We start from the raw sequence: 12,614 nt of genomic DNA on the forward strand, positions 1-12,614 counted from the left end.
TTTTTTGATGTCCATGGTCGATGGTCTATAGTCCATAGTAAATAATGTTTATTGTTCATGAGTTAACCATGGACAATCGACTAAAAATCACTTCACCTTCTCATTCTCAATCCGGAGTTCAATGATTGACATTTTGCCACCTACATCCTTCAGGGTAAAGGCAACCCGGTACAAGCCGGTATCGGTAGTTAAAATAAATACCCCAAAACGATAATTAGCGCTTGAGTTTACTTTATGCAGTAATTTGATGCTTTTGGGTTTATTTTTGGAGAAAAATTTATCCAGTATTAGGGTAGCTTGCGCCTGGGAGTAAATATTCTCCTCGGCCATTAATGTGATTTCAACGCTGGAGGCAAATGATTTAGCCAATTCCCTGGTATTACCCAACTTTAAAAGGTTGGCTACATCATCTATCGGATCGGCTGGTGTAAAGCCAGGCAAAAGAAACAGCATAATAAACGAGGACAGACAAACCAGCTTCATATAATTATTTAATAAACAGAATTTTAAACAATACGGATTATTAATTAGAATCAACGGGGCTATTGACCTTCAAATAAGATATAACTGTTTTTACAGACAATTATTATCAAATCATGAATAGTATATTCCGTAAACCGAAATTAAAAAAATAATCATATAAAGTACAGCGTTGCCTTTATATTTGCGATGTGGAAAATCAAAAAAAACTCGCATTAATTATTCTTGATGGCTGGGGTTATGGCCGTAACGACCAGTCGAACGCTATACTTGCCGCAAACACTCCTTTTGTTGATAGTTTGCTGCAGCAATATCCAAATTCAAAACTCGAAGCATCCGGAACCGCTGTAGGTTTACCCGCAGGGCAAATGGGCAACTCAGAAGTTGGGCACATGAACCTGGGCGCTGGTCGCATAGTTTACCAGGAGTTGGGGCGCATACATAAAGCGGTTGACGATAATGAACTGCCAACCATCCCGGTACTGAAAGATGCTTTTGAATATGCCAAACAAAACAACCGCGATGTACATTTCATCGGCCTGGTTTCTGATGGTGGGGTTCACTCCCATATCAGGCATGTAAAAGGTTTGTGCGATGCCGCGAAGCAATTGGATGTTAAAAATGTATACATCCATGCTTTTTTAGATGGCCGCGATACTGATCCTAAATCGGGATTAGGCTTTGTTACCGATCTGGAGCAATATATCGATGGATCTGATGCAAAGATTGCATCTGCTATTGGCAGGTATTATGCCATGGACCGCGATAATCGTTGGGAAAGGGTAAAACTGGCCTATGACCTGCTGGTTAACGGCGAGGGAGAAGCAACCCAGCACATTACAGACCTGATCAAAAAATCATACGAAGAAGGTGTAACCGATGAATTTATAAAACCAATTGTACGTGTTGATGCCGATGGCAAACCATTGGCCGTTATAAAAGAGGGTGATGTGGTGATCTGCTTCAATTTCCGTACAGACAGGGGTCGCGAGATCAGTATAGCATTAACGCAGAAATCGTTCCCAGAATATAATCTGCACCCGCTGGCTATCCGTTATATCACTATGACCCCGTACGACGAAACCTTTAAGAACGTACAGGTGGTGTTTAACAAAGAGGACCTGACCAAAACCCTGGGCGAGATTTTGCAAAATGCAGGCAAAACACAGATCAGGATAGCCGAAACGGAGAAATATCCGCACGTAACCTTCTTCTTTTCTGGCGGTCGCGAAAAAGAATTTGATAACGAAAAGCGCTTACTGGCCCCATCGCCAAAGGTAGCCACTTATGATCTGCAGCCCGAAATGAACGCCGCAGGTATCCGTGACGCTATCATTCCTGAACTGGAAAGCGGCTGGCCCGATTTTGTTTGTCTTAATTTTGCCAATACCGATATGGTGGGCCATACCGGTGTTTTCAGCGCTGTGGTTAAAGCCGCCGAAACCGCCGATGCCTGCACCAAAGCGGTGGTTGAAGCAGGTTTGGCCAATGGCTATTCCTTCATCATCCTGGCCGATCATGGCAATGCCGATTATATGATCAACGAAGATGGTTCGCCAAATACAGCGCATACCACCAACCTGGTGCCTTGTATTATTATTGATAAAGATGTAAAACAGGTAAAGGATGGTAAACTTGGCGATGTTGCCCCTACCATTTTAAGTATACTGGGCGTAGCTATCCCTGCGGAAATGACCGGGAATGTATTGGTATAAATTGAAATCATTACCCATAACCGCCTTTTTGGGCGGTATACTGCTTATATCCGGCTTGCCATCATGCAGGCCGGATATCAAGCAAAGCGGCGCTGTACTCAAATACGTCGATATAAGCGGCTTTTTCAAAACCGACACGGCAAAGCTCACCAAACTAAATCCGCTGGTTAATAAAACCGTAACCCATAACGGTGTAACAGAAAATAAAACTGTACATATTACCAATTGGGGACAGGAGTTAAACCTGTTCATCCAATCAGATATTAACCGGCCAGCCTGGAAAAACAGCTACAAGGTTCAAACCACCGATAGTTTGATCGTATATCAGGCCAAATACCCCGATCTGCGTACTACCCGCATCGTGATCAGAAAAAATGGTGCTCAAATAAAATGGGTGCTCATTTTTAATCATACCAAAAACCTGCTGTATGAAACCCGCGAAAAATTAAGCTATTTCCCAGATTCGGCCTATCTGATTGAAAAATGGCAGCAAGTGCGGTTAATGGGCCGTAACAATTATCGTATTGAAGGGGTTTTGGTTAAGTAGGACTATTGGATTTTGGGACTATTAGATTTTAGGAGTGTTAGATGGGGGAATAAAAATGTAAAACTAAATTTGTTCTATTCCCAATGAAATCTTGGGGGCTTTCTCCTTTGTCTCAAAAGTCCAAAAATTCTATAGTCTAGAGATCTTTGATCCTCTGTCTAAAAATCCAATAATCCAAGAAATCTAAAAATCCCCCTTAATGGCGGGCTACTGCAGGGCTAACAGCCTGTGAAAGTTTATCTTTTGACTGATCGATCAGATTGGCAATATCCATTCTTCCGGGGTTATCGTTCAGCACTTTTTCAAGATCGGTTATGGATGCTTTAAGGGAATTTATACCCCTTGCCCTATCGTAGAAATGTGAGTTATTCTGTAGTTTAAATAATCCGTAATCACGGTAAGCAAGTCCCCTGTTCTGGTAGAATTTACTATCATTTGGGTCGCTGCTGATAGATATGGCCTTGGTCAGGTCAACAATTGCCCCTAACAGGTATAATTCCTTATCCGCAGGCGACGTTTGGTTATCTTTCCCCAGGTAGCTTTTTGCCCTGGCCCGGTAATAATAGGCCGAAGCATCCGCAGGTTTTATGGCAATAACACGGGTATAAGCAGCTATTGATTTTTTATAATTATCGCTATGGTAATAAGAGTAGCCCAACATCCACAGCGCGTTGGCGTTGGTTGAATCTGTGATACAGGCCTTCTCCAAGTGAGATACCGCCGATCTGAAATCGCCATCCATCAAGGCCTGCTGTCCCATTTTTACATAGGCACTTTGTGCCACTGCTGTTTCGAGCGAGGACATAATCAGAAAAGATACAATGACCGATAACTTCATTTAGCTATTAATAGTGAAACAGAAACGGTATAACAATAACTACCATTACATCGAATTATTATGCCAAACGGTACTTTTCTTTAAAAAAATATCGTTTTCAAAAAAATTCCAGAAGGCTATAGTATGACTTTTTTTCATATTTATCAATAATTTCTCATTTAATTGATTAACTTATAAGTCACTTGTAATAAACAAACGGGCAAACCAATATACTGCCATATTGCTTGTTAAGCATTATAACCATATCTTGGCACAGCTCTTGAAACATAGGTTACAACAAGTAACAACCGTGGTTTTACCTGTATTTTACAGCCTCATAGTAATGCAGGCTGACAACATGACGGTTTTATCTATATAATATATAATTAATGACTTTTGATCCATTCGATTTTAAAAATGCGCTACCGGTTATAAACGAAGACTCAGAGTTTTTTCCGCTAATGTCTACCGAAGACGAGGAGGAAATGAACAATGAGGAAATGCCGGAGGTATTATCCATATTGCCTTTACGTAACACCGTTCTATTTCCGGGTGTGGTAATACCGATAACGGTTGGCAGAGACAAATCAATTAAACTGATACGTGACGCCAACAAAGGCAATCGCATGATTGGGGTAGTTGCGCAACAGGATGTGGGGATAGAAGACCCTAATTTTAACCAGTTAAATAAAATTGGCACCATTGCCCTCATCATCAAAATGCTACAAATGCCCGATGGTAACACCACAGTTATCATTCAGGGTAAAAAGCGTTTTGTTTTAAAAGATGAAGTACAAAGCGAGCCTTATATAAAAGCTACTGTTGAACCTTTTAAAGAAATAAAGGCCAAAGAGGATAAGGAATTTAAAGCCATGGTATCGTCTATTAAAGATATGGCCATGAACATTATACAATTATCGCCCAATATCCCGAGCGAGGCCGGTATAGCCATCCGAAATATCGAAAGCACTTCATTTTTGATCAATTTTATTTCATCAAACATGAATGCAGATATGGCTGCCAAACAACGCCTGCTGGAGGTTGCCAACCTGCGCGAGCGGGCCAACATGGTATTGGAACACCTCACGCTTGATCTGCAGATGCTGGAGCTTAAAAACCAGATCCAAACCAAAGTACGTGTTGATCTGGATAAACAGCAGCGCGATTACTTTTTAAATCAACAATTAAAAACCATCCAGGAAGAATTAGGCGGTAATTCACCCGATCTGGAAATTGATGACCTGCGCCAACGTGCCTTGAAAAAGAAGTGGGCCAAGGAAGTAAAAGATCATTTTGCTAAGGAACTCGAAAAACTGGCCAGAACCAACCCGGCAGCTGCAGACTATTCGGTGCAAATCAACTATCTTGAGTTGTTACTGGATCTGCCCTGGAATGAGTTCACCAAAGATAATTTCGATCTTAAACGGGCACAAAAGGTGTTGGATAAAGACCATTTTGGCCTGGATAAAGTAAAACAACGTATTATTGAATACCTGGCTGTGCTTAAGTTAAAGCACGATATGAAAGCCCCTATACTTTGTTTGGTGGGCCCTCCGGGAGTTGGTAAAACATCCCTAGGAAAATCAATAGCTAAAGCGCTTGGACGTAAATATGTACGTATGGCCTTGGGCGGTATCCGTGATGAGGCCGAAATAAGGGGGCACCGCAAAACTTATATTGGTGCGATGCCGGGCCGTATCATACAATCGGTTAAAAAAGCAGGTGCGGCCAACCCTGTGTTTATACTGGATGAAATTGATAAAGTGGGTAACGATTTCCGCGGAGATCCATCATCGGCTTTATTAGAAGTACTCGACCCTGAACAAAACAGTACTTTTTATGACCACTATGTGGAGATGGACTTCGATCTGTCGAACGTGATGTTCATTGCTACAGCCAATTCATTAAGCACCATCCAACCAGCCCTTTTAGACAGGATGGAGATCATCGAAGTAAATGGCTATACCATTGAAGAAAAGATAGAGATTGCCAAACAACACCTATTGCCAAAACAGCGCGAAGCGCATGGCCTAAAGTTGAAAGATGTAAGCCTTAAAACCGATGTATTGGAAAAGCTCATCGTTGACTATACCCGTGAGTCGGGTGTACGCGCGTTGGAGAAAAAAATAGGTTCGGTAGTGCGCGGTGTAGCCAAAAACATTGCCATGGAAGAGGAATACAATCCCGTGGTAAACAAGAAAGATATCGAAAAAATACTGGGTGCCCCTATCTATGATAAGGACCTTTATGAAGGTAACGACGTTGCCGGTGTAGTTACAGGTCTGGCCTGGACATCGGTTGGCGGCGATATCCTGTTCATTGAAGCTAGTTTAAGCCCGGGTAAAGGACGTTTAACCTTAACGGGCAGCCTGGGCGATGTGATGAAGGAATCGGTGACTATCGCCTTAGCTTACCTGCGTGCACACGCCGACTATTTCAACATCAACCCGAAGTTATTTGACCAATGGGATGTGCATGTGCACGTACCTGCAGGCGCTACACCAAAAGATGGCCCATCGGCTGGTATAACCATGCTTACCGCCCTGGTTTCGGCATTTACCCAACGTAAGGTAAAACCTAACCTGGCCATGACCGGCGAGATCACCCTGCGCGGCCGTGTTTTAGCCGTAGGTGGTATCAAAGAAAAAATACTGGCAGCCAAACGCGCCAATATTAAAGAGATCATTCTATGTAAATCCAACCAGAAAGATATTCTGGAGATCAAAGAAGATTATATCAAGGATCTAAGCTTTCATTATGTAGCGGATATGCGCGAGGTTATCGCGCTGGCACTCCTGGATGAAAAGGTAAGTCATCCGATCGATCTTACCGTCAAGGAAGACGAAAAGCCGATAGCTAATTAAAAAAAGAGGGGTTAAAAATAATTTAACCCCTCTTTTTTTGTGCATACATAAATCAGCTCAATTTTTCTATATTAGGCGCTGATATATTTTACAACCTAATGTCTAATAAACTATTCCTCACACTGTTGTGCCTGTTGGGTTCCATCAGTTTATTTGCGCAAACCCGCGGTCACGAAATTGCTATACAAACTGATAATGATGGGTACCTGGGTCAGGGCTCAGACAGGTATTATACCAATGGTATCTTTATTTATTACCGTAAAGCTTTAAAAGCCGATGGTGATTTGCAGAACAAGGTTTTAGGGTTTGAGATCGGTCAGAAAATGTACAATCCTCAATCGGGCTATGTACCTAATGCCTCATACATAGACAGGCCTTTCGCGGCCTACTCCTACATTGGGTCAACACTCAACCTTTTATATAAAAACGAAAGTAACATCAAGCTTAGCGCACAGGTAGGCATTGTAGGACCAGCCGCAGGCGGCGAACCGATACAGAAATTCATTCATAATACTTTCGGCTTTTATTCCCTCAATGGCTGGCAGTACCAGATAAAAAACAACGTAGAACTTAATTTAGGCGCCGAGTATAATAAACTATTGGCCAGGGCATCATGGGTAGACCTGAGTTTTACCTCATATGCCAACCTGGGTAACGGGTTTACCGGTGCAGGTTTAGGTCCGTTGATCCGTCTGGGCAATTTTAACCAGCTTTTCAATTCGGTAAGTACCCAAAGTACAACTTCCCTGGCCGATCAAACCGGTTTGTTGCACGCGCATGAGATCTTTTTTTACTATAAACCGCAAATCAACGGTGTATTGTATGATGCCACTATACAAGGCCCCCTGTTTAACAAAAACAATGACCCAGGCAGCCTGGAGGTTACGTTAAACAAAAAGCCTTTTATATTCAGCAACCAGGTTGGGGTAGCCTTTACGACCAGTCGTTTTACTTTTGACGTGGCGGCTGTTTTCCACACTAAAGATGCGGAGCAGATGCTTAGGTCGCATCAATGGGCCAGCATTACCGGTGCGTATCGGTTTAAATAAATGATCTATCTTCTGAATCAGAATTAACTTGGTTGATGGCTTCGCTGTTTACAGAATTCAAGGATTAACAGAATGAAGACCAATTCTGTTAATTTACAAATTCTGAGAATTCTGATTCAGACAAAATTCGACAAAATCATGGTTTACACTTTTTATCAAGAAAAATAATTAATCTATTGATAGTCAATTGGTTAATCCAATATTAATGGTAAAAAGTGTAAACCATGTAAACCCACTTTTTAACAAAATTATTGTCGCCTTTTCAGGGCTCAATCAAAATCAACTTTCCGGTTTTCTTTCCTGGCGGAGTGTTTCTTTTTGTCATCCAAGCGGGCGACTTTTGCGGCCTTACTTACTTTGGTTGGTTTACGCACGTTGGGTTTCTGTAATGCGCGAGTAAGTAATAATATCAATCGTTCAATAGCTTTCTCTTTGTTAAGGTATTGGCTACGCTCTTCATCACAGATCACTTGCACAAAACCACCCTTATTGAAGCGGTTTTGTAATTTATCTTTCAGCAACAATTTCTCCTCTTCGGTAAACAATACAGAACTATCCACATTAAATAAAAGCTCCACCTTGCTCGATACTTTATTTACATTCTGACCACCCTTACCCCCGCTACGCGAGGTTTTATAAGTAATTTCTTTTTGCAGATCTGATTTAGTAAGGTTCATTCGGCAAAGGTAATTATTTAGGTTGATTGGGTGAATGGTTGATTAAGTGGGTAGTTTCCAGGATGTACAAAGTATTCAAACTAAGCAACTACCTATTTCATGAACTTAATCAATCACTCACCTGCTCAATCAATCACAATTATTTGTACTTTAGCTACGCTTATGAGTAAAAACATAGTAGTGGCAATTGATGGCTATTCATCATGTGGTAAAAGCACACTGGCCAAAGCGTTAGCAAAAAAACTTCATTTTATTTATGTGGATAGCGGCGCAATGTATCGCGCTGTTGCCTTGTATTTTTTACGTAACAATATCGATGTAACCAACCACGATCAAATTGAGGAGGCATTAGAAAACATCCACCTTAATTTTCATTCGCGCGATTATCAAACCCACATTACCCTTAATGGTGAAGAGGTATCTGAGGAGATCCGTTTGATGCCCGTATCCGATAAAGTAAGCGAGGTTTCGGCCATTCGCGAAGTGCGGAAAGAAATGGTTAAACAGCAGCAGCGCATGGGCCATTCTAAAAACATCGTGATGGACGGCCGCGATATAGGCACAACCGTTTTCCCGAATGCCGATGTAAAAATATTCATGACGGCAGACCCTAAAGTGCGTGCCGAAAGACGCTATAACGAGATCAAGGACAAAAACCCCGAAATAACGTTAGAAGAGGTATTTGAGAATATAGCCCACCGGGATTACCAGGACACCACCCGTGAGGAAAGTCCGCTTGTAAGGGCCGAGGATGCAATTATATTGGATAATACCAACCTAACTCCACAACAACAGCTGGACTTTGCTCTGGACAGGGTAAAACCGCTCATTCTTTAAGTAAGGGTGAAAGGATAAAGGTCAAAGGCGAAAGGTGTAGATTAAAGATCAAAAGCGAAAAGTCCTTCTCCCTTTCGCCTTTGACCTTTCATCTTAAAGAGTCGGGCTTTAAAAAGCTGCCATCTATAATTAAGAGCTTTACACCGGCCGCGGATACAGACCGGTGCGAGCTCAGATCGTCAGATACGATATAGGTCATTCCTTTAGTTAAGGTAAACGCTTCGCCATTTTGAAGTTCACTTATAAACTCCCCTTCCAGGCAATGCACAATATGCCCTTTCTGGCACCAATGATCGGCCAGGTAACCGGCAGAATATTCTACCAATCGCACTCTGAGCCCATCAAGCAACAAAGTTTGCCAAAACGCGGTTCCAGTCTCTCCTTTGTGTTCTGTTTTCCCAACTGAGGCCCAGTCAATAGTTTGAAAAGGTATATTGTACATGATTTGCGAATTATTTACTTATCCAATAAACTTTTCGGCTTTAACACCAAAGTGATTCAAAAAATCAACTCCTTCATCGCTGGCTAAACCTTTGTATTCGGCATATGACTTATCAAAATACACGTGTTTAATGCCGGCCGAAAATATCAGGCGGGCACAAGGCAGACAAGGTGATAAGGTAGTGTACAGCGTAGCTCCTTCCAATTTAGCCCCATTTTTTACGGCATATAGTATGGCATTTTCTTCGGCGTGAAGTGCCAATGAGCAGCTTCCTTTTGAATCCCGGGGGCAACCCTCGCCGGGCCATTCCTCATCGCAATTATGCGTATGTGCAGGCGGCCCATTATAGCCAATGGATATAATACGGGTGTCGCGGGTTAAAACAGCGCCTACCTGGGCTTTAACGCAGTGTGAACGCTTAGCCAGATCAGTAGCCAGGTTCATAAAAATATGATCGAAACTTGGTTTCATGTAGTTTATTGGTTCATTAGTTCAATGGTTCATTAGTATCGGCAAATTTGCTACCAATAAACTAATGAACCATTGAACTAATGAACTAAATATTAATGTCCGCCTGATACTTCAACATGGTCAAGGTCGATGCCCTGGCTGCGAAGTTCACGGCTCACTTTCCATGCAAAATATGCCAGGTAAGCAAAGCCCAATACCGGTACAATGTACGAGAAATGGATACCGCTCATGCCTGGTACAACATTACCTGCACCATCGGCTATTTTACCTTGCAGTGGCGGGATAATTGAGCCCCCCAGGATCATCATGATCAAAAATGCCGAACCCTGGCTGGTGTATTTACCTAAACCGGTAATAGCCAATGAGAATATAGATGGCCACATGATTGAGCAGCATAAACCACCGCTAATGAAAGCGAAAGTGGCTACCCTGCCGGTAGTGAACAAACCGATGAGCATAAATATAACGCCAAGTATACCTAATACAGATAAAGTACGTGTTGGCTTTTGCTGACCGATAAAGAAGGCCACAATAAGCACTGCCACACAAACCGCGTAAACATACAGGTTACCTACATTTACACCGGTTATGGCGTTTACAAATAATACCAGACCAAACGCTACAAACGGAACAAGAACGTATAAAATATACTTGGTTGACGTAGAAAGGTTGAAAGCCCCAATTGAACCAGCAAAACGACCGATCATCAAGCTACCCCAGTATAAAGATATATAAGGTGCAATGTCCGATTCGTTGAATGATCCAAATTCCGGAGTTTTTAGTAAAGAGCCCATGTTACTTTGAATAGTAACCTCAGTACCTACGTAGGTGAAAATAGCCAGCATACCCAAAATCAATTGCGGATATTGCATAGCGCCCCAACCTTCTTTACTTTGTTTAGCGGCAAATATGGTACCTACAAGCGTAAATATGATAATAGCCAATGAAGCATACACAAAATACTGGCTTGGGATACCAATAGCATTGCTTAATGGGTCGGCAGCTAGTATCAATAAAAACGCGATGAATATGATAAATAACGGCGTATTAGCTTTTTTGCTCGATTCAATTTTCTCGTCGCTGGTAACTTTGGGCAGGTTTGAGAACCAGAAGAACACAGCCACAGCTATAAATAAAGCTGCCAGCATGTAGTAAAGGTTATTGATAGACGATATTTTAACTTCCGGTTTAACCTCGGAATTTGCAGTACCAAACAACACCACACTCACAACTATCGGGCCTAACAGGGCACCTATATTATTGATACTACCGGCAAAATTCAAACGGTTGGAGCCTGTTTCGGCAGGGCCTAAAGCCACCACAAATGGATTCGCAGCAGTTTGTTGTAAAGAGAAACCAACAGCAATGATAAAAAACACCGCCAATATAAAACCAAACGCGCCACTGGCCACAGCAGGTATCATACCTAATGCGCCTACGGCTGATATAACTAAACCCAGGATGATACCATTTTTATAACCCAACTTATTCATGATATCAACCTTACTGGCCTGTGATGCGAAGTAAAGTATTAATGAGCCTATAAAGTATCCACCATAAAAGGTAAAATCGATCAACTGCGACTCAAATTGAGTGAGATGAAAATGCGTTTTACAAAATGGTATAAAGATACCGTTTGATGCGGCTAAAAAACCCCAGAAGAAAAACACAGTAATCAGCGTGTATAATGCCGAACTGTAATTTTTATTGTCTTTTTGTTCCATTTTTAAGTTTAGTTATACAGAATGTATTTTGAATCGCTAAACATAATTCAATTTTTGTAAATGTTATTATTCTTTTTCAAATTAAATAAATCACAATTTTAAGTTTCGTTGTTTAAGAGATAAAATTGCATATTCGCATGGTTCAAAATTTTGGAACATAAGCCTAAATAATGATAGAAGCTGTTATTTCGGGATTGGGGATAGGATTAGTGTTGACGTTTTTGACTGGCCCGGTCTTTTTTGCTCTTATTAAAACCAGCATCGAAAAAGGTTTTCATGCCGGTGTTGCCTTGGCACTCGGCGTAGTTAGCAGTGATGTGGTTTTCGTGGGAGCAATTTTATTTGGCTCTCAATATTTTGATATATCTAACCATACCAAAACCATAGCCGGTGTTGTTGGAAGCATCATATTATTTAGTGTAGGGATACGCTACCTGTTTAAAAAGGGCGAGGTGAACTATGAAAACAAAGTACCCTCGGGTATAAACCGAGCCGGATACTTTTTAAAGGGGTTCTTGATGTGCATTTTTAACCCTACCCTGCTATTTCACTGGATTACCGTGATTGGTACTGCCAGTACGGTTTTTCATGAAGGTGTAGCCCATCGCTCTTTTAAAATCGCGGTGATGTTTGCCACGGTACTTATAGTACAGTTTGGCATGGATATCACCAAAGCTTTTTATGCCAATAAACTGCGCGACAAAATATCTGTTAAACTGGTTCACCGCCTTAACGAGGTAGCGGGTATAGCGCTCATCATAGCCTCCTTGATATTGGTAGATAAACTGGTTACTCACTTTGTATTTTCGGCTCCGGCAGGAAGTTAATCCTCTTTTTAATTATTGAATTAGTGAATTAGTGAGTGTTATTTCCATTAATCAATTTCTTCTCCGTTAGCAGTTATGTTCCGACTGAAATCAAAATCAGCAAAACAAAAAAAGGCGATGAGTTAAAACTCACCGCCTTGAATATCATATTCCCCCTTTCAGGG

At 41.6% G+C, this 12,614-nt stretch carries 12 protein-coding genes; 6 read left to right on the plus strand and 6 right to left on the minus strand.

Features of this window, described 5'->3' with window-relative positions:
- Window positions 1-87 precede the first annotated feature (87 nt).
- Window positions 88-483, minus strand: a complete 396-nt coding sequence (locus FHW89_RS17340) for a DUF4783 domain-containing protein (protein ID WP_172336317.1) — start codon at window positions 481-483, stop codon at window positions 88-90.
- 188 nt (window positions 484-671) lie between these two features.
- Here FHW89_RS17340 and gpmI point away from each other — a divergent pair, with 188 nt between their 5' ends.
- Both gpmI and FHW89_RS17350 read left to right on the plus strand, forming a co-directional pair.
- Window positions 672-2,195 carry a 2,3-bisphosphoglycerate-independent phosphoglycerate mutase gene (gpmI, locus tag FHW89_RS17345; RefSeq protein WP_172336318.1) on the plus strand — a complete coding sequence of 508 codons (1,524 nt, stop codon included), beginning with the start codon at window positions 672-674 and terminating at the stop codon, window positions 2,193-2,195.
- Window position 2,196: 1 nt separating this feature from the next.
- Entirely contained in the window at window positions 2,197-2,742 is a 546-nt protein-coding gene (locus FHW89_RS17350) for a hypothetical protein (RefSeq protein WP_172336319.1), read from the plus strand.
- A 196-nt stretch (window positions 2,743-2,938) separates the two neighbouring features.
- On the opposite strand, the gene FHW89_RS17355 is transcribed toward FHW89_RS17350, so the two are convergent.
- Window positions 2,939-3,580, minus strand: a complete 642-nt coding sequence (locus FHW89_RS17355) for a tetratricopeptide repeat protein (RefSeq protein ID WP_172336320.1) — start codon at window positions 3,578-3,580, stop codon at window positions 2,939-2,941.
- 368 nt (window positions 3,581-3,948) lie between these two features.
- Here FHW89_RS17355 and lon point away from each other — a divergent pair, with 368 nt between their 5' ends.
- Together lon and FHW89_RS17365 are read left to right on the plus strand one after the other, a co-directional pair.
- The gene (gene lon / locus FHW89_RS17360; RefSeq protein WP_172336321.1) at window positions 3,949-6,423 is read left to right on the plus strand and encodes an endopeptidase La; all 2,475 of its coding nucleotides are present in this window, start codon (window positions 3,949-3,951) and stop codon (window positions 6,421-6,423) included.
- Between the two features lie 98 nt (window positions 6,424-6,521).
- On the plus strand, window positions 6,522-7,472 hold the full coding sequence (locus tag FHW89_RS17365) for a lipid A deacylase LpxR family protein (protein WP_172336322.1): 951 nt from the start codon (window positions 6,522-6,524) through the stop codon (window positions 7,470-7,472).
- Window positions 7,473-7,741: 269 nt separating this feature from the next.
- Here the strand turns inward: FHW89_RS17365 and arfB are convergent, their stop codons facing one another.
- Window positions 7,742-8,149 (minus strand): alternative ribosome rescue aminoacyl-tRNA hydrolase ArfB, encoded by a 408-nt coding sequence (gene arfB, locus FHW89_RS17370; RefSeq protein WP_172336323.1) that lies wholly within the window; start codon window positions 8,147-8,149, stop codon window positions 7,742-7,744.
- A gap of 162 nt (window positions 8,150-8,311) precedes the next feature.
- Here arfB and cmk point away from each other — a divergent pair, with 162 nt between their 5' ends.
- Entirely contained in the window at window positions 8,312-8,986 is a 675-nt protein-coding gene (gene cmk, locus FHW89_RS17375; protein ID WP_172336324.1) for a (d)CMP kinase, read from the plus strand.
- An 88-nt stretch (window positions 8,987-9,074) separates the two neighbouring features.
- Here cmk and FHW89_RS17380 read toward each other — a convergent pair whose 3' ends face one another.
- From FHW89_RS17380 to FHW89_RS17390, 3 genes are all read right to left on the minus strand, one after another.
- Window positions 9,075-9,428, minus strand: coding sequence for a DHCW motif cupin fold protein (locus tag FHW89_RS17380; RefSeq protein WP_172336325.1), 354 nt, complete (start codon window positions 9,426-9,428; stop codon window positions 9,075-9,077).
- Between the two features lie 18 nt (window positions 9,429-9,446).
- A complete protein-coding gene (locus FHW89_RS17385) occupies window positions 9,447-9,899 on the minus strand; it encodes a dCMP deaminase family protein (protein WP_172336326.1) in 453 nt (150 codons plus the stop codon).
- A 92-nt stretch (window positions 9,900-9,991) separates the two neighbouring features.
- Window positions 9,992-11,623, minus strand: a complete 1,632-nt coding sequence (locus FHW89_RS17390; RefSeq protein WP_172336327.1) for an MFS transporter — start codon at window positions 11,621-11,623, stop codon at window positions 9,992-9,994.
- Between the two features lie 170 nt (window positions 11,624-11,793).
- Here FHW89_RS17390 and FHW89_RS17395 point away from each other — a divergent pair, with 170 nt between their 5' ends.
- A complete protein-coding gene (locus FHW89_RS17395) occupies window positions 11,794-12,450 on the plus strand; it encodes a LysE family translocator (protein ID WP_172336328.1) in 657 nt (218 codons plus the stop codon).
- Window positions 12,451-12,614: the final 164 nt, after the last annotated feature.

The sequence above is a fragment of the Mucilaginibacter sp. SG564 genome (assembly GCF_013149275.1).
GTDB lineage: Bacteria > Bacteroidota > Bacteroidia > Sphingobacteriales > Sphingobacteriaceae > Mucilaginibacter.

Coding starts and splice junctions, on each gene's coding strand:
- FHW89_RS17340 (WP_172336317.1), bottom strand. CDS start 483: ATGAAGCTGGTTTGTCTGTCCTCGTTTATTATGCTGTTTCTTTTGCCT.
- FHW89_RS17355 (WP_172336320.1), bottom strand. CDS start 3,580: ATGAAGTTATCGGTCATTGTATCTTTTCTGATTATGTCCTCGCTCGAA.
- lon (WP_172336321.1), top strand. CDS start 3,949: ATGACTTTTGATCCATTCGATTTTAAAAATGCGCTACCGGTTATAAAC.
- FHW89_RS17365 (WP_172336322.1), top strand. CDS start 6,522: ATGTCTAATAAACTATTCCTCACACTGTTGTGCCTGTTGGGTTCCATC.
- arfB (WP_172336323.1), bottom strand. CDS start 8,149: ATGAACCTTACTAAATCAGATCTGCAAAAAGAAATTACTTATAAAACC.
- cmk (WP_172336324.1), top strand. CDS start 8,312: ATGAGTAAAAACATAGTAGTGGCAATTGATGGCTATTCATCATGTGGT.
- FHW89_RS17380 (WP_172336325.1), bottom strand. CDS start 9,428: ATGTACAATATACCTTTTCAAACTATTGACTGGGCCTCAGTTGGGAAA.
- FHW89_RS17385 (WP_172336326.1), bottom strand. CDS start 9,899: ATGAAACCAAGTTTCGATCATATTTTTATGAACCTGGCTACTGATCTG.
- FHW89_RS17390 (WP_172336327.1), bottom strand. CDS start 11,623: ATGGAACAAAAAGACAATAAAAATTACAGTTCGGCATTATACACGCTG.
- FHW89_RS17395 (WP_172336328.1), top strand. CDS start 11,794: ATGATAGAAGCTGTTATTTCGGGATTGGGGATAGGATTAGTGTTGACG.